21 protein-coding genes are annotated in these 23,576 nt (G+C 62.4%); 12 read left to right on the forward strand and 9 right to left on the reverse strand.

All coding sequences use genetic code 11. The features are described 5' to 3' along the window. Positions 1 to 7 precede the first annotated feature (7 nt). Positions 8 to 349: a hypothetical protein gene (locus tag LZC95_48280; GenBank protein ID WXA94232.1), complete on the forward strand. Its 342-nt coding sequence runs from the start codon at positions 8 to 10 to the stop codon at positions 347 to 349. Positions 350 to 361: 12 nt separating this feature from the next. On the opposite strand, the gene LZC95_48285 is transcribed toward LZC95_48280, so the two are convergent. Continuing rightward, positions 362 to 1,252: an alpha/beta hydrolase gene (locus tag LZC95_48285; protein WXA94233.1), complete on the reverse strand. Its 891-nt coding sequence runs from the start codon at positions 1,250 to 1,252 to the stop codon at positions 362 to 364. 639 nt (positions 1,253 to 1,891) lie between these two features. On the opposite strand from LZC95_48285, the gene LZC95_48290 reads away from it, so the two are divergent. Further along, positions 1,892 to 2,647 (forward strand): ParB/Srx family N-terminal domain-containing protein, encoded by a 756-nt coding sequence (locus tag LZC95_48290; GenBank protein WXA94234.1) that lies wholly within the window; start codon positions 1,892 to 1,894, stop codon positions 2,645 to 2,647. A 79-nt stretch (positions 2,648 to 2,726) separates the two neighbouring features. Here LZC95_48290 and LZC95_48295 read toward each other — a convergent pair whose 3' ends face one another. Both LZC95_48295 and LZC95_48300 read right to left on the reverse strand, forming a co-directional pair. After that, positions 2,727 to 3,119, reverse strand: coding sequence for a hypothetical protein (locus LZC95_48295; protein ID WXA94235.1), 393 nt, complete (start codon positions 3,117 to 3,119; stop codon positions 2,727 to 2,729). A 706-nt stretch (positions 3,120 to 3,825) separates the two neighbouring features. Continuing rightward, a complete protein-coding gene (locus LZC95_48300) occupies positions 3,826 to 4,230 on the reverse strand; it encodes a hypothetical protein (protein ID WXA94236.1) in 405 nt (134 codons plus the stop codon). 581 nt (positions 4,231 to 4,811) lie between these two features. On the opposite strand from LZC95_48300, the gene LZC95_48305 reads away from it, so the two are divergent. After that, positions 4,812 to 5,213, forward strand: coding sequence for a hypothetical protein (locus LZC95_48305; GenBank protein WXA94237.1), 402 nt, complete (start codon positions 4,812 to 4,814; stop codon positions 5,211 to 5,213). Positions 5,214 to 5,436: 223 nt separating this feature from the next. Continuing rightward, positions 5,437 to 6,372 (forward strand): hypothetical protein, encoded by a 936-nt coding sequence (locus LZC95_48310; GenBank protein ID WXA94238.1) that lies wholly within the window; start codon positions 5,437 to 5,439, stop codon positions 6,370 to 6,372. A 15-nt stretch (positions 6,373 to 6,387) separates the two neighbouring features. Here the strand turns inward: LZC95_48310 and LZC95_48315 are convergent, their stop codons facing one another. Next, positions 6,388 to 8,364, reverse strand: coding sequence for a hypothetical protein (locus tag LZC95_48315; protein WXA94239.1), 1,977 nt, complete (start codon positions 8,362 to 8,364; stop codon positions 6,388 to 6,390). A gap of 359 nt (positions 8,365 to 8,723) precedes the next feature. Between LZC95_48315 and LZC95_48320 the strand changes: the two genes are divergently transcribed. Then, a complete protein-coding gene (locus LZC95_48320; GenBank protein ID WXA94240.1) occupies positions 8,724 to 9,938 on the forward strand; it encodes a chitinase in 1,215 nt (404 codons plus the stop codon). 87 nt (positions 9,939 to 10,025) lie between these two features. Next, the gene (locus LZC95_48325) at positions 10,026 to 10,418 is read left to right on the forward strand and encodes a GFA family protein (GenBank protein WXA94241.1); all 393 of its coding nucleotides are present in this window, start codon (positions 10,026 to 10,028) and stop codon (positions 10,416 to 10,418) included. A 35-nt stretch (positions 10,419 to 10,453) separates the two neighbouring features. Here the strand turns inward: LZC95_48325 and LZC95_48330 are convergent, their stop codons facing one another. From LZC95_48330 to LZC95_48340, 3 genes are all read right to left on the reverse strand, one after another. Beyond that, the gene (locus tag LZC95_48330; protein ID WXA94242.1) at positions 10,454 to 11,284 is read right to left on the reverse strand and encodes an SGNH/GDSL hydrolase family protein; all 831 of its coding nucleotides are present in this window, start codon (positions 11,282 to 11,284) and stop codon (positions 10,454 to 10,456) included. A gap of 919 nt (positions 11,285 to 12,203) precedes the next feature. Beyond that, entirely contained in the window at positions 12,204 to 13,001 is a 798-nt protein-coding gene (locus LZC95_48335) for an alpha/beta hydrolase (protein WXA94243.1), read from the reverse strand. 19 nt (positions 13,002 to 13,020) lie between these two features. Further along, positions 13,021 to 13,884, reverse strand: coding sequence for a hypothetical protein (locus tag LZC95_48340; protein ID WXA94244.1), 864 nt, complete (start codon positions 13,882 to 13,884; stop codon positions 13,021 to 13,023). Between the two features lie 130 nt (positions 13,885 to 14,014). Between LZC95_48340 and LZC95_48345 the strand changes: the two genes are divergently transcribed. The 3 genes from LZC95_48345 (at position 14,015) to LZC95_48355 (ending at position 17,195) form a co-directional block, all read left to right on the forward strand. Then, a complete protein-coding gene (locus LZC95_48345; GenBank protein WXA94245.1) occupies positions 14,015 to 15,595 on the forward strand; it encodes an SDR family oxidoreductase in 1,581 nt (526 codons plus the stop codon). A 189-nt stretch (positions 15,596 to 15,784) separates the two neighbouring features. Beyond that, positions 15,785 to 16,072, forward strand: a complete 288-nt coding sequence (locus tag LZC95_48350) for a hypothetical protein (GenBank protein ID WXA94246.1) — start codon at positions 15,785 to 15,787, stop codon at positions 16,070 to 16,072. Positions 16,073 to 16,211: 139 nt separating this feature from the next. Further along, positions 16,212 to 17,195, forward strand: coding sequence for a zinc-binding dehydrogenase (locus LZC95_48355; GenBank protein ID WXA94247.1), 984 nt, complete (start codon positions 16,212 to 16,214; stop codon positions 17,193 to 17,195). Here the strand turns inward: LZC95_48355 and LZC95_48360 are convergent. After that, entirely contained in the window at positions 17,189 to 18,148 is a 960-nt protein-coding gene (locus LZC95_48360) for a LysR family transcriptional regulator (protein WXA94248.1), read from the reverse strand. The genes LZC95_48355 and LZC95_48360 overlap by 7 nt on opposite strands. 95 nt (positions 18,149 to 18,243) lie before the next feature. On the opposite strand from LZC95_48360, the gene LZC95_48365 reads away from it, so the two are divergent. Together LZC95_48365 and LZC95_48370 are read left to right on the forward strand one after the other, a co-directional pair. Further along, positions 18,244 to 19,116: an alpha/beta hydrolase gene (locus tag LZC95_48365; protein ID WXA94249.1), complete on the forward strand. Its 873-nt coding sequence runs from the start codon at positions 18,244 to 18,246 to the stop codon at positions 19,114 to 19,116. 146 nt (positions 19,117 to 19,262) lie between these two features. Further along, on the forward strand, positions 19,263 to 20,660 hold the full coding sequence (locus LZC95_48370; protein ID WXA94250.1) for an amidase family protein: 1,398 nt from the start codon (positions 19,263 to 19,265) through the stop codon (positions 20,658 to 20,660). 44 nt (positions 20,661 to 20,704) lie between these two features. Here the strand turns inward: LZC95_48370 and LZC95_48375 are convergent, their stop codons facing one another. Next, positions 20,705 to 22,018 (reverse strand): cytochrome P450, encoded by a 1,314-nt coding sequence (locus tag LZC95_48375; GenBank protein ID WXA94251.1) that lies wholly within the window; start codon positions 22,016 to 22,018, stop codon positions 20,705 to 20,707. 440 nt (positions 22,019 to 22,458) lie between these two features. On the opposite strand from LZC95_48375, the gene LZC95_48380 reads away from it, so the two are divergent. Continuing rightward, positions 22,459 to 23,541: an MFS transporter gene (locus tag LZC95_48380; protein ID WXA94252.1), complete on the forward strand. Its 1,083-nt coding sequence runs from the start codon at positions 22,459 to 22,461 to the stop codon at positions 23,539 to 23,541. Positions 23,542 to 23,576: the final 35 nt, after the last annotated feature.

Here is a 23,576-nt window from a genome sequence, read left to right on the forward strand (position 1 = left end):
AGCCGTCGTGCAGCGCCGTGTCGAGCAAGCGCTGCTGAAGCCACTGGCAGAGAAAGAGAAGGAGCGAAGCCGCTTCTCCCGCGCCCGACTCCCGCCCCGCGAACGGCGTGTGCGCGTGACCGAGGCAACGACCACCCGCGACGCGAGCGGGCGTGAATACGTCGCGTTTTCCGTCGATGTTCGCTTTGGCGATCAGTGGCAAGAGAACGACATCGTTGGCTGCGCATACCCGCAGAGCGGTGCACTCTTCGTGAAACGTGGCGACGAATACCGCCCTGCGGACATCCTCCTCGGCAAGAACACCGACCCAGCCCCCGCCGTGTGCGTTCCGGCCAGGCCGCGAAGTTGATTGTAGCGTTTTCTAGAGTTCTGCCGAAAATGACACCAATGCTCGAGCGAACTGCTGCGGTTGTTCGAGATCGGGACAGTGGCCCGCCTGGTCGAAACGCATCACGCGAGCTTCACGAAAATAGGGGAGCGCGGATTCGGGATCGCTGCGCCGGTGGCTGCGATCCTGGCTACCCCAGATGACCAACGCCGGTTGCTGCACCGGGACGAAGGTGGGGTCTTCACTCGAGAAATAGGCTTGCACCATGGACGCGAGCGCCCAGGGGGAGCCTGCATCGAACGCGCCCGCCGCGGTGTCGGCGAATTGCTGTTTTGCAGCGCCCTTGCCGAGATTGGAGTGGAACCATCGCTTGGCGATCCTCCGCTTGCCAGCCCGCACGAGCAGTTGGCCCAAAACCGGAGTCGCAACCAAGCCGCGCCCCCCGAAATCGATGCGGCGAGCCCAGATTCGTTCCTGCTCCCAACTCGGTGCCTGAACGCTCACGACCCCCCGAACGACGCTCGGGGCCATCGATGCCAAGATGAGTGCCAAGTATGCGCCGACGCACGAGAAAGAAAGAATACAGTCTTCGACATTTTCCGCCTCCAACACCTCCCGCACGGCTTGCGCTTGACTGCGAAGGCCATAATCGAAGCCCCGTGCCGCCTTCGAAAAGCCCATGCCGGGTAGCTCGAGGCAGAGAACCTTGAATCGAGGGGAAAGTAAGTCGAAAAGGCCATCGTAGTGTTCGATGAACACGGGCGTATCGCAGACGAATACGATGGTGCGCGCGCCTTCGCCTTGGCATCGCAGGCGCACGTTGCCGGAAGGCGTGCGGCGGATGCGAATTCCGTTGCGTCCGGAATAAAGTGGATTGTAAGCGCGGCTCCAAGCAAGTGGGCGTTCCAAGCCATAGGCATTCATGAGCCCTCTCGTACTGAAGTACGGCTTGGCCGTGGGTCACCCCTTGGTCACGTTCATCGGAGCATTGCCTCGAACGGCACATCGTCGCGCCGTACTCGGCGCCTCCGATCCCGGAACAAGATTAGCGATTATCTGTTTCGTCTGGGAGCGTTTGCAGAACGCGAGGACTTCGGCGGCGACTTCGTATCTCGCCAGCGAGCCGGTCGGCCAGCCGATCGAGGACACGGGGGGCCCGGGATCGCAAGCAGAATGCGCATGGGTGTTTCCTCCGAGGTGGCGTTCATCCACGGACGACGGGTGAGCGCGCGCTCTCCGCGTGACTATACGTGTATGGCGCCACGAGAGGGACGCGAACACAGCAGCCGCGGATGTCGGAAACGGGTTGCGATGAGGAAGCATCCAGGCATGATGCGCGCGGACTGTGGGATGGCATCAGGATCCTGTTCGCGTGAAGGCTGAATCGAAAAACGACTCCCATTCTGCACGAACGCGGACGCTGTTCCATCCGCCCCGCGTGACGCGGCGGCGTCTTCCTTTTTCGGTGGCATGGGTCGCCGGCGAACAAGCACAACTAAGAACGGAAAGGTAATGAATCTTTTCTCCCTTCGAGTCCATCCCGCGGCAGAACTTTTTCCTTTGATGAAAGGCGACGAACTCCGTGAACTCGCGGACGACATCCGCAAAAACGGTCTTCGCGCTCCAATCGTCGTACTCGACAACGCGGGTGAGCGATGGGTGCTCGACGGTCGCAATCGACTGAGGGCCTGTCAGATGGCGGAAGTCGAACCGGAGCACATCGTATGGCAGGGGACCGATCCGGTGGCTTACGTCACGTCGGCCAATCTTCGGCGCCGCCAACTGCGAGACAGCCAACTTGCCATATTGGCCGTTGCAATCGAGAAGCTGTATTCGGACGATGCGGGCAAGCCGGAGAAGGCTGGCAACGGAGCCGACAACGCCGGGAGTACAGGGAAGAAAGAGACTCCTCAGGCCGATCGCGCCGAAGGAATGGAGACGGAAGCCCGTCGACCACGAGCCAAGGCCGCAGCGCAAGTCGGGGTTTCAACGAGTCTGGTCCAGCGCGCGAAAAAAGTCGTCGATCAAGCCGCGCCCGAAGTGACGGCGGCGGTGCAGGCAGGGAAGCTCACCATCACCGATGCCGTGCGCATCGTCGATCGTCCGCAAGAGGAGCAGGCCGAGTTGGTCGCCCGCGTGGAGGCCGGAGAAGCCAAGACGCTCTCCCAGGCCCTCGCAAAGAGTACGCAGCCGGCAGTCGCTTCACCCGATGCCGCGGTGGACTCCGTCTGGAAGCGTGTCATGAAGCTCTCGCGGGGCGAGCTCGCAGAACTGCATCGCAGGCTCGGCGACTTTCTCGAGAACGCGACCGAGAAGTGATTCCGAATCGATATCGACCGAGGTGGTTTGACGTTGCAAACGACCTCGATCGATATCGGATTTCGCTACACCGCGTGCGTCACCCGCACGAGAAGTCGATATAGCTATAGGCGTTGTCGCATCCGCAAAGGCCGCAAGCGCCTCCACATTCCGCGTAGCCGAGAGGGCGACCGCGGTCGGCGCAATATTGCCGTGCGCCAGCGCGAAGGCTATCGCAACAGACGCAGGAATTGGGCGCTGCGAGCGTTCCGCTTACACCGTCGCCAGGCTTGAGCGTGACCTCGACGTCTTTGCTGCTCAATGTTTTGCCCTGCATGGCCGCGCAGCTGATTCCTTCTTGCGCGCTCTCGACGCTTTGCTCCGCGCGATTTTCCGCGGGCGTTTGCTCGTCCGTTCCGCTGCAGCCAGCGATTACACCCGAGAGCAAGAAAGCACAGCACGCGGTCCACAAGCCGATTTTCGTCGTTCGCATAGGCTACCTCCGTATGTTCGATTGAACGAGCAAGCGTGATTTCCGGAGCTCGAGCGCGTCTTTGGGCCGGCGCACCAATGCTCGCCTCCGGGGAAAGGAACTCGCCGTGTCTATTGTTGATACGTAGGTCGAAAGACGAATATTTGATGGCCTAATGGAATTTCCTCATCGCTCGAATCGAACGCAGAATAACGACGATGCTCATCCTCGAATCGAGCGGATTGGCGCAAAATCATCGACGTAGAATGAGAGTTGGATCGGGCACTTACCCGGACTCGATGCGCGATATGGCCCATTCGCGACTTCCGACGACGCTGGTGGCAGAACACCGCCATCGAACGTCCCGCCCCTTCGATGCCATGTGGTCGGTCGGGAGACTGATTCCTTCGTGGAATACGAAATGTGCGTGTTCTGCCCGTAGATGACGTGATGCGCGCCTACCGGAGAATTCGCGCCATCGTGGCGCGAGGGCGTTATGTCGTCACCTGAACCGGCACGAGGCACCACCGCATCGCCGTGGTCCGGTCTCCGATGCGGTGGGCGGCCGATATGACGAAATCGAAGATGCGTGCACGATTCGCTAAAAGGACGATACTTCGATATCGAGCTTTCGGCTAGCGCGCGTCCTTCGATGCCGAGGAATCCAAAAGCAAAGGCCCCATCTGGATGGGGCCGGCGAAAAGTCAATCGTGGGGGAAGGGAAGAATCAGCGAGCGAAGTAGGTCGTCGCGCGCTTCTGGCCCTTGGTCTTGACCTTCCTATTGGCGACGAGCTCCTTGAGGGGACGGGGCAGTTCCTTCGCCTCGAGGCCGAGCTCTTCGCGAATCTGTTCTGCGCGGAGGCCTTCGGCGTGTCCCTTCAGCAACTCGATGATCTTATCGCCGACGGCGCCAATCTCCTCGTCCGAGCGGCGGGGGAGGCGACCGCCGCGGGCGCGCTTCGGCGCGGGCGTGGTGGCCGGCGCACCGCGGCGCGTGCCGCCCTTGGCCGTGGCCGCGGGGCTCGCGCCCTTTTCCAGGATCTCCTCGAGGGAAGCGCTGCGGATGGCCGCGAGGACGCCTTGGGCGAATTCAGCTGCAAGATCTTCAATTTGATTCTTTAGATTGCTCATGACGCGAAACTATCCATATCGATCCGCGCGTCAAGCGAGAAAGTTGCGTGTTTTGCTATCCCCGCGCGCGAGTGTAGGTGACTGTCGAATGCGATCCCCGTTAAGAATTCAACACCGCGGCTCCGCTATTCTTCGCGCCAATAAAAGTTACGGCGGTGCAGCAATCTACGGCGCGAGCGGGCGCGAGCGGACAGCGAACTTTCAATTCCGTCTGTTCGGGGAAGCCGTCCTCCGGAACAGCCGGACGGATTCCTTCGAGCGCCCGAATCTGCTTCGAAGTAGCTTTGCGGCCGCGGCTCTCGACGAGGCTTGGCCGCGTAATCAGTATACGACGCCCACCACGAGATGGCGCCGCCTAGGTCCAACGAGACTTTGATCCACGAGGGCGCTTGAAGACATAAACGTCATTGGCGGGGCCTCAGACATGGCACTATCGTATCGATCGAGTTTGGGTTGCCATCGTGGAACCCGCGTTCGGCAGCGTGCCCGCCCACGGCAACTGGATTCATCTCCGAGGACAGACTCATCCGGGATTCGAATCATGGTCGAGGACGCTTGATACTGATCGTATGGTCAGTATCATGGCGGACATGTTCGTAGCGCCGCCCCTGCCCGAGCTCTTCGCGGCTTTCGAGCGATTCGCCGAGCACGAGTTGCTCGAAGGCCGGCGCAAGAAGCCGTACGCAAGGTGGAAGTTGAACGAGCGCGGGATGCTCGTGTACGCGCTGTTGATTCCGCCGGATTACTCTTGGGAGTGGGGGCGCGGTGACCCTGCGCAAAGACAATACCTGGAGCCGGAGCATTACCCGACGCCCATTCGCGTGATCTCGCAGCAGGTGATTGACCTCATCGAACGGCGCAATCTCGAGGTGGAGGACCTTTCCGCGTTCTCCGTCGAATCGCGCTCGACGTGCCAATGGGTTCTCGAGGTCACCATCGCGCGGCCCAATTCGAGAGGGTTGAAACGCAGGCGAGACTGGTAGGACGACAAACGTCGACGCCAGGCTGGTTGGCATGGGCCGTCACACCGAAGGACGCCACGCCGAACGGCGCAATTGTCGGCTGGTTTTGCTTCGAAAGATGTGACAGATGCAGCGCGGAAATCCCAATAAACGAATAGGAGTTTTCATGCGGCTTTGGCATAGCGGCGTCTGTCCGGCAGTCCTTGTATCTTGTGCGATGGTGGCGTGCACTTCGGAGACGAATGTGCCCAACGCGCCAGCCACGCACCCGAGCGAAGCGGCCCTCATCGGGCTCACCCAGGAGCCAGCGGGCATCGAGTGGTGCGGGAATGGAGTCGACGAGGACGGCGACGGAGTCGATCTTGCGTGCGCGCCGACGCCGGCGATGCCCATCGTTACGAAAATCTTGCCGCTGACCGCGCATCTCCCGAGCACGACGATTGCGTGCGGCGGTGAGGCCGTCGAACGCGGGGAGGGCTCGGGGAGCTATGCGGTGCGGTTTCCACGCGGCGTCGTGGCCGACGTTCACCTCGTGAACGATACCCACACCGTTCTCGATTGGACCGGGCACTACGGGTTCGGGTATCTCCGCGTCGGGGAGGAAGTCGCGGTCTTGGACCAACCGGGGCATTCTCTTTCCATCAGAGACCATAGCAGGGTGGAACATTTGTACGGCAGCCTATGGGTCGAGTATTCCGAGCCTCCTTACGAGCCCTCGCCGAGCGATGCGATGACGCTCGAAGGCAGCGCCAAGGTGTACGACCGGACTTACGACGTGCGGATGACCGTCACACCACGCGATGGCACGTATTGCACCGGGAGTAATATCGTGCACTCCGTTCGTGCCGCCGCGGCCCTCGAATACGGGCACCTCACCACGGAAATGGATATCGAGCTCTTCGCGCCGGGTACGACCGAGAGCCACGGACGCTTCCACTTCGGCATCGAGAACTGTGACCCTCAAACCCCGAACCACAATCCGAGCTACGTGGATTGGGATCATTCCTCGGAGCATCCGGAGGGCCGACTTGCACTCATCGGCGATGAGCTGGCGCCGAACGGCAAGGCGCACCTTTTCCTGAACGGCACGCCTGGACACCTCACGGGGTATGCACAAAACCTAGGCGGCGAATTCAACCTCAACACGACCTTGGACGTTCGCGTCGTTTCGGCACGCTGAGGTATTCATCTGCCGTCACGGTGTGTCGTCGAGGCCGGACGCGTGGCCGGCGTCGTGCAATCTCCGGTACTTCGGATGGCTCGCATTGTTTCCGAAGTAGGAAAGTGCTGCGCGGTCCATACCCGACCACGTTTGCGGTGCGGATAGGCCGTGGAGCTTCTCGTAGATGCCGTAGAGCTCCGTGAGCCCGATCAAGGGAGCGTCGCTGCCACCGTGGATGGTGCTCAGGAACGTCAGAAGGTCCCATTCGCTGCTTTCCTCGGCCGCGGGGCAATGTTCTGCAACCCATGTCACGGGCTCTCGGGCATCGAGTACGAACGGCGGATGATGAACCACGCCATCATCCGTCAGTACTTCCTTGTAATAGGCGAACACGGGATCGTTGCGCAGGCGTCGATTGAACGTCCGTTGTGCAATGAAGTGCGCCCAGCCCTCGATTTCGGCAGTCCAGAAGCGGTGGCGCGATTGCAAGCAGTGCAGATGATTGGCCGCCTCCACGAAGTCGCACTTGCATGACGCAGGCGCCGACGCTGACGGGGGATAGTCGCCACCGCCGTAGAATGCCCAATCGAGGCGATGAATCTGAAGCTGATGACCTAGCTCGTGCGCGATCACGAATTTCAAGGTGGTCATATCGTGATGGTCCGCGGCTTGGCTCAATCCGAAGTACGCCGTGGACCCGCCACACGCTTCGTCCCAATTGTACCAAACGACACCCGTGTTGGGATCCTTGTAGTAGGGACAGCCGCTGTTGGCATAAATCGGATACGTGTCATTCGCTTTGTGGCCGCTGTCGGCGGTGGCGAGCATCTGACCCGCCACGGAGGCCACGCGCGTCGCGGGCGATTCGGGCCCCGCGGGGATGTTCACGCGGACATACCCGGGAGCGCTATTCGGTACGGTAAATGGCGTCGAAATCGAATCGTTGCTCTCGCACCAGTTTTTCGGTGGATTGGCGATTCGGGTGGGCGTGCATGGGACGCCCGGTACCGGTTCGAAGACCTTGAGGATGTCGTACGTCGCCGTGCCCGACGCGAGCTTGGTCGCAACGGTGAAGGAATAGCTCCCCGGGGCCAGTCGAATCGCCGGGCTGCAGCCGTCGGCATCGAGCGCGCCCGACCAGACCTTGCCGGCGGCGCCCGACACCGTCGCCGAGGCAAATCGCGCGGGATGCGGATCGCGAACCCAATGTTCGAGGGGCTTCGCGTCGGCCTGCAGACGTTCGAGGTGTCCCTCGTCGACGAAGTCTTCGCCCAGGTGCGTGTCGGAAAACGAGCCACTCCACTTCGTGCACAGGACCACCGAGGTGCGCGCTCGGGATGCGTCCGTTTCGAGCGTCGGCGAGGGTGGAAGATCGGCTTGCAACAGCATGGGTTCGCCCACCTCGATGCCATCGCGCGCTTCCGCTCCGACGAGGGACATTTCCGACCCACCGCGACGTGCGGCGGCGAACGGGCCCGAGGAATCGAGCGCCGACACGAACGATGTGGTGCGGTCCCGCGAGAGTGCGACTTGCAGGCTCGGAGAGTAGACCGCTTTCTGGCGCCCCTCTTCGCTCACGAGCGCCACGAGCTGCACATCGAACGGGACTCCCTGGCTCGGTATGGGCAGCGCACTCGGTTCGATGTCGAGCGTCTCCGCGTTTCCGGCATCGACGACGGCATGACGGAGATAGCGCTCCACCGTGCGGCCATGAACTTTCGCAGTGACCACGACGTCGACGTCGGCGCGGTGAGCCCGCATGTTCCGGATGCGCGCGTGGAGCGCGCCGTGGTGCTCGACGACGGGGGCGGCGAGATCCTCGCTCCACGTCAGGGCGAGGGGACCTGGACTCGATGCTTCATGCCACAGCGGCGCCTGGCTGCGCGTTTCCAATGGCGCGCGCGCCGAGCCGTCGTCATTGGGCATTTCGGTGGAGCATCCGCCCGTCACACCGACGGCCGCCAACACGAGAGAATACCGCGCCCACGTTCGAGTGTGATCTTGATTCATGGTTTCGGCGCAGCATCATGCCACCGATCGGGACTTGCGTCTGGGACGGAGTTGATGATGTCGCGACTACACCGTTCGTCATTGGGATGAGATGCCTCCCGTGTCGCAGGGATACTTCGATGTGAAGTTCCTAATGTGGAATCGCGGCCCGCGACGCCTGAACGAGAGTTCGCTTGCAAAAGCGGTCGGAATGCGATGCCTGATCGCACCGATCGGGGCTCCGTGATCGCCGAGATCATCTGGCCCTCGTTCGTATGCGGCTCGGATGGCAATCGCGCGCATGACACCGGAAGCAAAACCGCGGCACATAAGCTGCACGGAGCGCAGCGCGACGTTCACGCTCGCAACCTGGAGGCAACATGCGCCGATCGAAGGCATCCCAAAAAGCATTCTCCTTTGCCGTGCTCACCGCCATGGCCTGTTTGCCCATCGCGGTCGTCGGTCGCGCAGCACCGGCCGCCCCGGCGGCAATTGGCAACAATTGGTACGCGGCGGCGCCCTACCTCATGCCCCAGAGCAACAGCCCGCCCGATCCCGTCGCCGTCATGTCGGCGACCGGCCTGAAGGCATTCCAACTCGCCTTCATCCTGGCGCCCAACGGGGGCGGCTGCTCGCCCACGTGGGACGGTACATCGGCCGTTTCCTCGGACACGGTGGTGGCGGGCGTGGTCTCGAAAATCCGCGCAGCGGGCGGCGATGTTTCGGTCTCCGTGGGCGGCTACGGAGGCACCAAGCTCGGTCAGACGTGCGGTGACGCCGCGTCGACCGCGGCCGCGTACCAACAAGTGATTACCAAATACCAGCTCAAGGCCATCGACTTCGACCTCGAGGAGCCCGAATACGAAAACGAAGCGGCCATCGCCAACGAGCTCGGTGCCGCCAAGATCCTCCAGGCCAACAACCCTGGTCTCTTCATCTCCGTGACCATGCCCGGGACGGCCGCCGGCACGGGATGGTTTGGCACCTTGCTTCTCGACAAGGCCAAATCGATCGGGTTCACGCCGAACAATTTCTCCATCATGCCCTTCGACGGTGGCTTCAATGGCGCCTCGAGCCAGGTCTCGGCCCTCGAAAATTTCCACGGCTTGCTCATGAGCCACATGGGGTGGGACAGCGCCACGGCGTACGCGCACGAGGGCTTTTCGGGCATGAATGGCAAGTCCGACATATCGGAATATTTCTACCAATCCGATTTCGAGACCGTGCTCAATTATGCGACCGGCCATGGATTGGGACGGTTTACGTTTTGGTCCGTCAACCGCGATCGCCCTTGCGGCTCCTCGACGGACAATGGCATTTGCAGCAACGTGACCCAGAATGCCTGGGACTTTACCAAGTACAGTGTGCGCTTCGCCGGGGCGACCCCGCCCGTCGATGCCGGGCCTCCGCCTCCCACGGATGCCGGCGGTGGAGGCACCTGCACCGCGCCCGCGTGGGTATCCTCCACCGCGTACAATGGTGGCGCCGTCGTCTCGTACAATGGTCACAAGTGGACCGCGAAATGGTGGACGCAGAACGACGTCCCCGGCGGCCCCGCTGGCGTTTGGACCGACAACGGCCCGTGCACCTCGTGACGCTGCGGTAGTTTTTCAACACCGCCGAAAGGGGACTGGCGCACCGCTCGTAGCGGCCCTATGTGCTTCGTTGTAAGGAGACGCAGCATGGACCGGTTCACGGGCGGTTGCCGGTGCGGCAACGTACGAATTGTAGCGTCGGGCCTCCCATACCGGGTCGGCATTTGTCACTGTCTCGATTGCCGCAAGCAACATGCGGCCCTTTTTCACGCTTCCGCAATATTCCCTCAGGATGCGGTGACGATCGAGGGCGAAACACGGGAGTACGTCGGGCGGTTTTTCTGTCCTCGTTGCGGCTCGACCGTTTTCTCGCGTACCGCCGACGAAATCGAAGTGAGCCTAGGATCCCTGGACGCTCCTGACCAATTGAGGCCAACCTACGAACTCTGGATCGTTCGTCGCGAGTCCTGGTTGCCCCCCTTTCCGCGCACGAAACGATACGACCGCGATCGCGAAGCCAAGGGTCGCTCCGAGGAGTAGGTCGTACGAAGGGTGCGAAGGCGCCGTGGCGTGGACTACGGTCCCTTCTCGGCCAAAATTTTCTCCAAATCCGAATACCAGACATCGGCCATTTTCGCATAGCCGGTGTCGTTCGGGTGCAGGGTATCGTAAAAATCCGATTTGCCGATTGCGTGGTACATGTCGACCAATCGCACCTTTTTGCCCTGCGACACCTTGCTTCGCACGATGGCGGAAATCGCATCGTTGAAGGTCTCGACCCGCGCGTTGATGACGGCATACAACGTCGGCACGATTTGCGCGACCACGATGGTGATGCCGGGAACGTCGGCGGCGATTTTATCGACGAGTGCACTCAATCGATCCGGCGCCGTTGCGACATTGTAATCGCGCGCCATATCGTTGGTGCCGATGTGCAAGAGCACGATGTCCGGCTTGTACGTCGCCAGCCACCCGTCGATGTTCGCGGTAATCTGGTCGATACGCCACCCCGAGTGCCCTTCGTTGTCGACGTCGGGAAGCTGGCCGCTGCGATTCGAGCCGACGAAGTCGACGGAATATCCGGTCATGCCGAGCATCCGCTTCCACAATTCGGCGCGGTAGCCGGCATCGGTACTGCTGTGCGCCCCGGCCGTGATGGAGTCGCCCAGGGGCATGATGGCCACCCTTTTGACCGCCGTCGGCGTTTCGACGGCCGCGTCAACGGCGGATCCCGTCGCGGCGTCCGCCGGGGTTTGCACCGCCGCGTCAGGCGATATTTCCACTCCCGCCGCATCCCTCGGGGCATCGCTGGCGCAGCAAATGAGCGCCGAGGATGCGGCCATGAGCGCAGCGAGTACTCCCGCGAATTCAACGAGGTTGCCAGAAGCGTCCGAGACGGTCTTCACGTCGAAGATATCGTCTTGAGCTGCTTGTTCGTTGCGACCTTTGATTCGGCGGAAAATCGATTCTAGACATTGGGTACGGCATCGACCGCGAGCCGGCAAAGTTGCGCGGAAAATGCCGCTCTTCGCGGCTTAGGAGGACGGCCCGCGCGCCGGACGAGACTTCCTCTCGAACCCGCCGCAGTACGTGAAGAAGGTACGACGATGGTTCGAGTGGCCGCGATTATCTATTTTACCTCGTGGGTAATAATCATCGATAATCAAAATAGAGCCTGGCTAAGGCGTATTCTCTGCTCTAGGGTTACCGCCGCCTGGCTTGGAATAGTTCGTTTGTTTCATGGAAAGTGAATGGTAGATGATGCTGAATTTCGTTCATAAGTCGTACTCATACAAGGTGTCCGTGACGCTTCTGGCCTTGGTTCTGGCGGCCTGTTCGAGTGACGGCGATGGTGGGAACGACAAGCAGGGACCGGGGCCGCAGACGAGTGGAGGCCCTGCGGCACAAAACTGTGCGTCGCGTTGTGACGCGATTGTTCGAAAGTGCCACGCACAAGGGCGCTGCGATTCGTTTTGCGCGAGTGCTACGGAGGCACAACTTGCTTGCTACGAGCAAGCCGGATGCGATCTACCGAAGCTCGCTGCCTGCGAAGATGTACAATCCAGTGGCGGCGGCTCTTCGGGCCAATTCAAGGGGGAGGGGGAGTCTTGCCAATGCGAGAACTCTGGCGGCAGCACGTTTACAACGTGCCAATCCTCTTCGGGCCCATGTGAGCCGTCGCTCGTCTGCGAAGGTTCCGGCTCGTCGCTCGTTTGCGCCAAGCCGTGCACCGTCGGCGGCAACGACTGCGCGGCCCCCTTCGTCTGCACGAAGCGCCTCGCAGGCAGTTATTGCGAACGCCACTAGGTCGTGACGTCGTCGAGCTCAAGCCAGTTCACGCAGAAACGAGTTGACCACCTCTCCAAGGCGCTCGGGTTGCTCGAAGGGGAGGCCGTGACCCGCGTCTTGGACCTGATCGATTCGCACGCGTGGGTTGAGGCTGCGCAATTGAATGGCCATCTCGCGTGTGACGACGGGACTGCGATCGCCAAAGACGAGTAGGCTCGGGACGTCAATTGCACGTACCGCGTCGCGATAGTCGGGGTTGGGCGGCGTGAGCACGTCGAATGCCGCCATGCGGGTTTTCAGTCTGGCGTCGGCCTGGAGCTCGATGATCTCGGACGAGCGATGCGGGTGCCGGGCTCGCGCCTGGGCGACGAGGTCGGATTTCTGCAGACCGAGAACGCGGCGGTGTTGATCGGCGACGTCGCTATCGCGCACGTCGCGTTGGGTTTCTGGGCTCAAGAACGTCGGGTCGACCAGAATGACGCCGCTCAGGAGCCCCGCACCTCGACTTGCGACCACCGCGGCGGTCATGCCGCCCATCGAGTGGCCGAGCACGACCGGGTGCGAGAGCTCCAGGCGGCGAATGAGGCCGACGACGTCGTTCGCATGATCGTCGTACCGGTACCCGTGGTGCGGCGCACTCGAACCGCCGTGCCCCCTTGCATCGGGCATGACGACATCGAATTCACCCTGAAGTGCGCGTGCCAGGGGAGTCCAGCACGCGCCGCTGCCCATCAAGCCATGGAGCAGAACGACGGGCGGTTTGGCGCCTCCGGTCCGGAGGTAGTGGATGCTGATGCCATTCGTTTCGCAGACTCCATCGATCCAGGTCGTCATCGGTTCTCCGCAACGGACCCTACTCGGCAACACCTCCTTCGTGCTCGGAAATTCCGGCTTCGTCGCTACCACCGCCACGTGGGCCGATGGCATCGGCCACGCCCAGACAGGTGCGGTCGCGAAAGACGCCTAGTTCGTAATGCGCGGACTTCGCGTCCGCGGAACGAACCATGAGCCCGATCTCGTAATCGCCTGGGTAGGTAACTTCACCGAGGTACTGGATCTGGTACGACCACGGAGGCACGTCCGGCACCGATTGCGCACCGCCCGTTCCCATCGAGTGCATCGCGAAAGCGGCGACGGCGTCGTCGTACCAAGTGGCCAGTGCGATGAAATTGACGTGCTGGTTGGAATCGACGTCACCGATCCGAGAGCGCAGCGGCGCCCAATACGAGTAGTGATCGCGTTGCAGTCGCTCGGGACTTGGACGGGCCGCCGACGGACCTGCCTCGGGTAGCTTGAGTTCGGCGAGATCGGTGAGCAGCTCCTCGGGAAGTTGGAGCGGCCCTGAGCTACCGGCCAACACGACGGTGGCGTTGCCGCTGCCTACGCGTTCGTCGCCGACCATGATCACATGTTCGTAGGAGAACGAGGAGCGCCCGATGTGACCGATGCCGGTGTGCACTTGAACGAGGGCGCCGGCCGATCCAGCCCGCGCGAGCCGGCTGACACCCTGACCGACGAGCAAGATGTTGAACGGGCCGAACCCGCCCGCGGCCACGAGGCGTTCGAAGCGGCGCATTCGCAGCCGGATTCGGGCATCCTCGAGCCAGCGGGCCATGCCGATCGTACTCGCCGAACCGTCTCGGCCGAGGTCGACCTGCCGCACCCGGACGTCAATCTTGGCGAGAAAGTCATGATTATCGAGGGTGGCGCTGTTCATGGTATTCTGAATGGACGACGCGCTGAGATCGCCCCTCGCGCACGGAAATCGTCTCCAGAAAGCGCGCAGAGAGCGGTACGGCCGCCCTCGTTGCATATGGGCGGATGTCGACTAGGATGCGCCCGCGCTAATGTCCGATCTTTCCCAGGAAGAGCTCGCTCGTACGATTGCGATTCTGGAGTCGCTCGTCGAAAACCGGATTCAACTCGCTTCCATTCCGCAGGAGCAGCGCGTGGCGTTGCTCACGGCAGCGGGGCGGCTCTCGAGGCCGCATCGCCACGAAACGGTGAAGCTCTCGAAGGCGTTTCGGCGCATCCAGCGAAAGGCCAACCGGGCCGCCGACCGCGATGCCCGCGATGCCACCGAGATTCGTGCGGCGCGCCGGGCGGACGTCTTTTCGGCGCCGCCACGGCTTCCGCCGGGCGCTTCCTCCACACCGCCGCGCGAGCTGAACACGCCGCGCAATTGCTACGTGTGCAAGGCCGAGTTCACGCGTTTGCACTTCTTCTACGATTCGATGTGCGAGGCCTGCGCGGAGCTCAATTACGAGAAGCGGCATCAAACGGCGGTACTCGACGGGCGCGTGGCGCTCATCACCGGTGCGCGCGTGAAGATTGGATACCAAGCCGCCTTGAAGATGCTTCGCGCAGGTGCACGCGTGATCGTCACCACGCGCTTTCCGCACGATGCGGCGAAGCGTTATGCCAGCGAGCCGGATTATGCGAAATTCGCCGACCGGCTCCAGATTCATGGTTTGGATCTGCGCCATTGCCCGAGCGTCGAGCTTTTTGCGCGCTACTTGGAGCAGACGTGCCCGCGGCTCGACTTTCTGGTGAACAATGCTGCCCAAACCGTGCGACGGCCGGCGAATTACTATGCGCACTTGCTCGAGCACGAGATCCGCGCACACCACGATCTGGCGCCGGAAATGCGCAAGCTTCTTCGAGGTCACGAAGCCTGCAAGAGCGCCATGAGTGTGTCCGTGTCGAATGTCGCCCGCAGTGAATCACGGAGCTCCGGACCGGGCGTACTCACGATGCTCGGCCAGCAAGGTACGGTTTCGGGCGGCCTGGCCATTTGGAACGATGGTGCGCCGGGCGTGGGCATTCGCTCGTCGGCCCTGCTGTCTCAAATGCCGTGCACCTACGAGGACGGGATCACGTCGACCGAGCTTTTTCCGACTGGGGCGATGGACGCGGATCTTCAGCAGGTCGATTTGCGTGCAACCAACAGCTGGCGCGCGACCCTGGCGGAGGTTTTGACCGCCGAGCTGCTGGAGGTGAACCTCATCAACGCGGTCGCGCCGTTCATTCTGTGCAGCAAACTCAAGCCGCTGATGATGCGTGAACCCACGGGTGACCGTCACATCGTGAACGTGACCGCCATGGAAGGCATTTTTTCGCGCCACACCAAGACGGACAAACATCCGCATACGAACATGGCCAAGGCGGCGCTCAACATGATGACCCTCACCTCGGCGCCAGATTATGCCAAGGGCGGCATCTTCATGAACGCGGTGGACACCGGTTGGGTGACCGACGAGGACCCCGCTCACATCTCGCAGCGAAAACAAGAGATGCACGATTTCCAGCCGCCGCTGGACATCGTGGACGGTGCCGCGCGCATCTGCGATCCCTTCTTTTCCGATTTGAATACCGGCGTTCGGGTATATGGCAAATTTCTGAAGGACTATCGCCCCGCGCCCTGGTGACGAGTCATCATTCGCACCGATCAGTAGCAGCCGAGGTTACCGTCGTTGTTGGCCACGTCGCGGAAACAGGTGCCGTGCCAGGACCTGGGGCCCGTCCAAGAGCCATTCCTTCTCCGGCAGCTGGAAGCACTCGCAGAGGTGACCGCGCCACTCGGTGAACCCTCGGCATGTCCGTTTTTGCACGATGACATGAAGGAGACCCTCTTTGCCGCGGCGGCAGATACATCTTGTGCGTCGGAAGGCAGGGTCGAGGCGGTGTCCTCACCCGCGGATTCGCTCTCGGATGCGCATCCGCCCAGCACGCAAAGTAGGCTCAACGTTCCCAAAAATGCACCAAACGTTCGGATCTTCTTCATGCTCGTGAACAGAGGATTGCTTATTTTGAAACAAATGGAAGTGGACTTTTTTGCGATTTGCAAACCAGCGTTAGTGGTCAATGGCACGTTCGCGGGAAGTTCTAATTCCCACGGCCATTGAACCGATCTCGTCCATCTCTCGTTTCGTGTGACGCGCGCGATTCCGTCGCTCGGGCGAGAAGCGTTTCTTCACATGGTCTTCGCGAGCGATGTAAGCTCGCGGGGCGCGAGCATGGTACAAAGTTGCCATGAGCCTAACGATGAAAGCAGCAGTTGCGACGCGTGTGGGCGCGCCGGAGGTGCTCGAGGTGCGCGAGGTTCCACGCCCGGCTGCACGTGAGGGCTGGACGCTGGTGCAGGTGAAGGCCTTTGGCCTGAACCGCTCGGAGCTGATGACCCGGCTGGGGCACTCGCCGAGCGTGCAATTTCCGCGGGTGCTCGGCATCGAGTGCGTCGGCGTGGTGGCGGACACACGCGATCCGGATATCGCGGTGGGCACCACGGTGGCTGCGGTGATGGGGGAAATGGGGCGCGCCTTCGACGGCGGCTATGCCGAATATGCGCTTTTGCCGACGTCGCTGCTCATCCCGCTCCGGACCAAGCTGGATTGGCCGCTGCTCGCCGCGTTGCCCGAGACGTTCCTCACGGCGCACGGTTCGCTGGAAGCACTGGACATCCGCGAGGGTCGCAAACATTTGCTCATTCGGGGCGGCACGTCGTCGTTGGGGCTGGCCGCGCTCGCGATCGCGAAGCGTCGCTTCGGGCTCACGGTCGCCGCAACGACCCGCAATCCGAACAAGTTGGCCGCGCTTCGAGAGGCTGGGGCCGACCACGCGCTCCTGGATCGCGACGACGTTGCCCAGAGAACATTCGAAGTGTTCCCCGAGGGCGCCGACTACGTCTTGGAGCTGGTCGGGGCGAATACCGCAGTGGAGTCACTCCGCCTCGTGCGCCGCGGGGGCGTGGTGTGCGCGACCGGGCACTTGAGTGGTATTTGGACGATTCCGAACTTCCAGCCGGTGGGAATGATCCCCTCCGGCGTGAAGCTCACCGCATTCCATAGCGACGATATCCGAGGCGCCGCGGGTGCGGCCATCTTGCAGGACATCGTGTCGGACGTGGAGGCGGGGCGATACCGCCCGCACCTCGATCGGGTATTTTCCCTCGATCAAATCGTGGAAGCGCACCGGTACATGGAAGAAAATCGCGCCACCGGCAAGATCGTGGGCGTGCCGAATCAATAGCGGATGAGCGCCGCGTCACCCGTCCGGCGCGTGCGCGCATCCCCCTTGTACATATGTGGCGCAGCTCGTTCGAGCGCCGAAGCAAGGCGCTGGGCTGCGCCCGCGACCTCGTCTCGGAATGCAAGCCTCCATGGTCGACGCAGCGGCGCCGATGAGAGTCTCTTGGCAACCAAGTCGGTTCTGTCGAGGTAGCCGCTCGCAATCCATTCGGACAGAACGGCGATTCCCATTCCCGCTCGGGCCGCATCGACGATGGCCTCGGTCAACGGGAGCCGGAGAAAATCGAGTTTCGGGCGCCTTCGTCCGAATAGCCGCGTCATGAACCATCTCGTCTCCGCCTCTGGCGTGTGCGAGGAGATGAGAAGATGCTCGCAAAGATCTCGCGCGGTGATCGATCGCTGCGCCGCGAGAGGATGCGAAGCTGCCACGACGAACACCACCTCGTCGGAGAACAGCGGCAGCTCGCGCAAGCGACCCCGCACGCGCGCCATCGTGAGCAACGCCATGTCGACCTCGCCGGCCACGAGCGCTGCAACCGGATCGTGCGTGTGCTCGATGGCGAGCGTCACGTCGACCTTTGGATACGACTCGTGCAGCCGCCGGAGCACCGAAGGCAGCCAACGATACGCCGTGTAACACTCGCACACGATGCGAAGTCGCGTGGGCGCGACGGCGAGCGCACGCGCAGACTCCACGAGCTCGGCAAGCTGCGCCAGAACGGGTCTCGCGCCCGCAATGAGCCGTTGGCCTGCGGGTGTCGGCGTGAGCCCGCGCCCCGTACGTTCGAAGATGGGCGCACCGAGTCTCTCCTCGGCAAGCGAGAGTGCGCGGCTCACCGCCGACTGCGTCAAATTCAGTGTCGGACTTGCCGCCGCCGTGCTTCCCGCCGAGGCGATTGCGAGGACGACCTGGAGATCGCGCACGTCGAGGGGAGGGGAACCTATGAGCAACACGCATCGAATGTAGCAAAACTATGCGTTGGACGCACGGCGGAGCGCGCCCCACCATGATGGGCGAAACGGCTCTTGGGCCGGCAAGGAGACACACGATGCACACTCATGAAGCGGCGTTGAAGTACGTCCACGCAAACGGGCTACGGTTTGCTTACCTCGAGCAGGGACAAGGGCCGCTCGTCTTGTTTCTGCACGGCTTCCCGGACAACGCCCGGTCCTATCGGCCGCAGCTCCGCGCCTTCGCGTCGGCCGGGTACCGCGCGGTTGCACCATTTTTGCGGGGCTATGCGCCGACCTCGATTCCGGAAGATGGAGTCTTCGACCCGATCGCGCTGGGCAAGGATCTCGAGGCGCTCATCGCGGCGCTGAGTGACGATGGACGCGCGTTGGTCGCCGGCATGGACTGGGGCGGAACGTCGATCCTGACCGCGTTGGCGACGGCCCCATCGAGCATCAAGGCCGCCGTCGTCATGAACACGGCCCACCCGATCACATTTCAAAGCATCCGAAAAGATCCCGAAGCCGTTCGCGCGCTCTTTCATTTCTACTTCTTCCAACTCGAAGGCATCGAAGCCTTCGTAAATATCGACGATCTGCCCTTCGTCGACTACCTCTGGAAACTATGGTCGCCGGCGCTCCAAGACGAGGACCACCTTCGCTCCGTCAAGGAGACCCTCCGCTCGCCCGGCACGATGGCGGCGGCGCTCGAATACTATCGCGCCTTGTTCAACTCATCGCGAGAACGGCGGCTGCCGATGAACGAAATGACAACTCCGACGCTGACGATTTATGGCAGCAACGATCCGACGGCGCGCCATTCCTCGAAAGAGGCACCCTTTTTCAAAGGACCTTACAAGAGGGTTATCATCCCCGGCGTGGGGCACTTTCCTCATCGGGAGCACGTGGCCGAGGTGACTCGCTTGATGATGGACTGGTTTAGCGCGCACGGGACTGCAAGCGTCGCCTGATGCGTGCTCGTCCATGCGCTCACGTGTTTTCTTGATCGAATCGCGCGCAGCGGAGAAACTGCATGCGGCGGGATGCGTAGTCCCAAGCGCCTGGTAGCTTTCGTCAACCCGAACGAGCGCACGCTCGGCTTTCCACTGGAGGAGTCGTGACTGAACTCTGGCGTTTGCCTGCAACCGAACTTGTCCATCGCATTCGCAGCCGCGAAGTTTCCGCTCGGGAGGCGGCGGATGCGGCGCTCGAGCGATTGGACGCGGTCAATCCGAAAATTCATGCCATCGTCGCGCATCGTCCGGAGTGGGTCCGGGCCCAGGCAAGCAAGGTGGACGAGGCACTGGCCCGAGGCGAGGATCCCGGTCCTCTCGCGGGCGTCCCGGTGACCGTGAAGATCAATGTGGATCAAGCGGGCTTCGCCACCACGAACGGCACGCGGCTGCAGGAAAACCTGATCGCGAATGCGAACAGTCCGGTGGTCGACAACCTCGTTCGAGCCGGCGCCGTGCTGCTCGGCAGCAGCAATTCGCCAACGTTCGCCTTGCGCTGGTTCACCAGCAATCAAGTCCATGGCAAGACACTCAATCCACGCAATCCGTCGATCACCCCGGGAGGGTCGACGGGAGGCGGGGCTGCCGCGGTGACGGCAGGCATTGGGCACATCGCCCTCGGTACCGACATCGGGGGTTCGCTTCGTTACCCGGCATATGCGTGCGGCGTCCATGGGCTGCGCCCATCCTTCGGCCGCGTCCCTGCCTTCAATGCCTCTTCGCCCGAGCGCCCGATTGGCCCGCAGCTGATGTCCGCCGCCGGTCCCATCGCGCGCACGGTGGACGATCTGCGTGTCGCGCTCGCTGCGATGTCGGCCCCCGATCCCCGTGATCCATGGTGGGTGCCTGCGCCCTTGGAGGGGCCGGAGCTTCCATCCCGCGCGGCGATCTGTCTGCGGCCGGGAGGATTGCAGATTGCTCCGGAGGTCGAGGCGGCGCTGAGAGACGCGGGGCGTCGTCTGGTCGACGCGGGTTGGACGGTCGAGGAGATCGAGGACACGCCCTTGATTCGCGATGCGGCCGAAGTGCAGGAACGACTCTGGCTGGGCGATGGCTTTGCGGCATTCGCCGACGCCGTAGCGCGTGACGGCGATCCCGCTGCGCTCGCCGTGGTCGCGGCTGTCCGCGCGAAGGTCGCGGCCATGCCCGCCGACGCCGTCTCCGGTTCCTTGGTGCGGCGAACCACGTTGGCGCGTCAATGGCGATTGTTCCTGACCCGATATCCGGTTTTGTTGCTTCCGGTTTCGGGGGAGTTGCCATTCCCCGACGACCTTGACCTGAAAGGCGAGGAAGGTTTTCGTCGCGTGTGGGAGGCCCAGCTCACGATGAGGGCCTTACCGGCGGTGGGCTTGCCGGGTCTTACCGTATCGACGGGCATGGTCGGTTCCATTCCGGTCGGCGTACAGATCGTCGCCGCCCATTTCCGCGAAGATCTGTTGTTCCGTGCGGGCAAGGCCATCGAGGCGGGAGGCACGCCGGTCTCTCCGGTCGATCCTGCATGAACGAGAAGTGCCGTGGTTCGGCGAGCGGGGCGCGAACGTAAGCTTTAGCTTCCTAGGACTTCGCGACCGCGCACCCGCACGCGAACCCCCACCGGCTGCAGGGCAATCACCGGGCGCGGGCGAACCGCGGACGGATCGACGAGTTCGAGTCGAAAGCGGCGGTTGATCTCCGCAAGGAGGATCACCGCTTCGGTGGTCGCAACGGCGGCGCCAATGCAGGCGCGTGGACCGAGCCCAAATGGGAAATACGAACCACGAGGCGGCAAATTCGACGGATCGAGCCACCTTTCGGGCACGAATCGATGGGCATCGGAAAAGAATCGCGGATCGCGATGGGTGACCCATTGGCTCACCGTGACCGTGGTCCCTCGAGGGATGCGATATCCCGCGTATTCGACATCGCAAATGCAATCGCGGCTGGTGATCCAGACCGGAGAGTACAATCGCATCGCTTCCTTCAGCACGGCGTGCGTGTATCGGAGCGATTCCATTCGGTCGACGCCCGCGGCGCCGGCTTCTTCCGCGACGCGCTTGGCGGCACTTGGATGCTGCGCGAGCAGATAGGAGGCCCAAACGACGGCGTCGTTGGTGGTCTCGTATCCCGCCATCACCAAAGTGGCGAATTCATCCCGCAGCTCTGCGCTGGATAGCTTTGGGTTTGCGCTCATGAGCGCATGAAGCACGGGAGCACGTTCGGGATCGCTCGCGCGTGGCGATGCAGCGACACGGGCCAGGATTTCATCGAGTTGCCGCAGCGATCGGCGGATGCGCACGACCTTCGGCGTCGGCACCCACTCGGGCAAAATGATGGGCGTGGTGGCCAAATCCATTACGGCGGCGACCAACTTCGCGACGATCTCGACGTCGGAAGGCGAGAACGACTCGCCGAACAGAAGCCGCGTGACCACGCGCAACGTGAGCCGAGCGACATGCTCCTGCAGATCCTGCACGCTCCCCAAAGCCCAGCCACTCAGCATCCGCTCGGCCTCGACCCGCACCACCTCGGCGGCGGTCATGGTCATTTTGCGAGAAAAGGAGGGCTGCAGACGGTCGCGTTTGGTGCGCCAGTCGTCTCCGTCGCTGTTCATCATGGCGTGGGGAAAACCTTGGCCGCGACGGCCCTCGCTGCTGCCCGGCATTCTCGCCTTCGAGAAGCGGCCCTCACGGTCGACGAGGATATTTTCGATGTCGCGCGGATGGGTGAGCAGCACGTTGTGCGAGCCGATGGCGACGACATCTCCATGTTCTCGCGCGGCGTGCGTGAGAAATGTCAGCGGGTCGGATGAAAAATCGAAAAGATTACCGAGCACCCGGCGTCCCGCGGGCCCCGGAATCGAAAGCTTTTCAACGGTATCCATGGCATTGCTCATAGGCCGGTTGCCTCTTTCCCGGATCGTCGGAAGCCATTTCGAGCCCGTCGTTACCGACGGGAGAGAGGCAGCCGGGGATTACGGTTTCAGCGACGAATCAATCTCAATAGTACATGTACGGCAGGGTGAGGCGATCCTTGCGCGCATGACCAGTGAGCACGGCGGCAACGAGAACGATTTTGCGGATCATGTATGACTCCTTGAGGATTTGGTGTCGAGCGCTTCATGATTCAAAGCGCGTTGATTGTTAATACGAAAAGAGATCGAGCTCTGTTCGATCGGTGGACCAAATGATCACGATGGCGCGCGAAATCCCAAAACGAGCTTCACGTTGGCTCGATGTCCTACGCGTCGCATCATTTCGAGCGATCTTCATTGCGCACGTCATTTCGCTGTCCGGTACACTCGTTGCCCAAGTCGCCCTCTCCGTGAGAATTCACGAGCGCACGGGCTCGTCGTTTCTCTCCGCGCTCACGTTCGCCCTCGGACTGTTGCCCCACGCGCTGGCGGGGGCGCTGTCGTCACGATGCCATCTACCGGCACGACGCACGTTGATCGGATGCGAGCTCCTGGCTGGAGGGCTGATCGCGGGCATGGCTGTGCCGGATCTCCCCGTCGCGATGCTGCTCGCCGCCACCTTTCTCGCGGGTACGTTCGGCTCGCTGTTTGCCGTGACGCGCGCGGCGAGCCTTCCGGAACTCGTGCCCGCCGGGCTCTATCCATTGGCCCATTCGGTACTTCGAATGTCTTCGAATTCCGCGCAGATTGCCAGCTATGCCTTTGGCGGCTTGCTTCTGACGAAATGGTCCAGCGGCACCATTCTGCTCATCGATGCCGCGACATTCTTGATCTCGGCGATCATCTTGTACCGTGGATTGCCTATATCCGAGATGCCCGCGGGAGCGGCGCGACGTCCGGCGGCATCGCCGGCAATCCATCGCGATTCATGGGTGGCTCTTCGCAAACCGGAATTGCGTGCTTTGGTCCTATTGGGATGGTTGCTCCCCGTCGTCTGTGTGGTGCCCGAGGCCTTGGCGGTTCCATATGCGCGAGGCATGAATGGAACGGGATGGGATGTCGGGGTTCTTCTCGCCGCACTGTCCGCGGGCTCGGTCGTGGGCGAATTCTGGGCGGGTCGCACGCTCGGCGAACGCGCGCGGGTCACCGCCATCGTGCCCCTCGGGCTGATGCAGCTGATTCCTTTGCTCGTATATGGGATGACGCCCATCGTCCCCATTGCGGCGGTTGCGCTCTTCGTCTCGGGCCTCGGTGCGGGCCATCGATTGGGCCTCGATCAACGCGTCCTCGAATTGACCGATCCGCAAACGCGCGGGCCGGTTCTCGCAATCGCCACCGCCGGATTGATGATCGCCCAAGGGGCGGCCTTTGCCGCAGCAGGGGCTCTCGGCGACACCTTCGCCCCTCACTGGGTCGTTGCAGGCAGCGCCATCGCCGGAATTCCCTGCGCGCTGCTTCTCATGATGGCTTCTCGCTCGAGCCGTTCTTCCTGAAGGTGGAGCTGTTCGCGTGAAGGGCTGCCGCGCCC

Source organism: Sorangiineae bacterium MSr12523, from assembly GCA_037157775.1.
Classification (GTDB): Bacteria; Myxococcota_A; Polyangia; order Polyangiales; family Polyangiaceae; genus Pendulispora; species Pendulispora brunnea.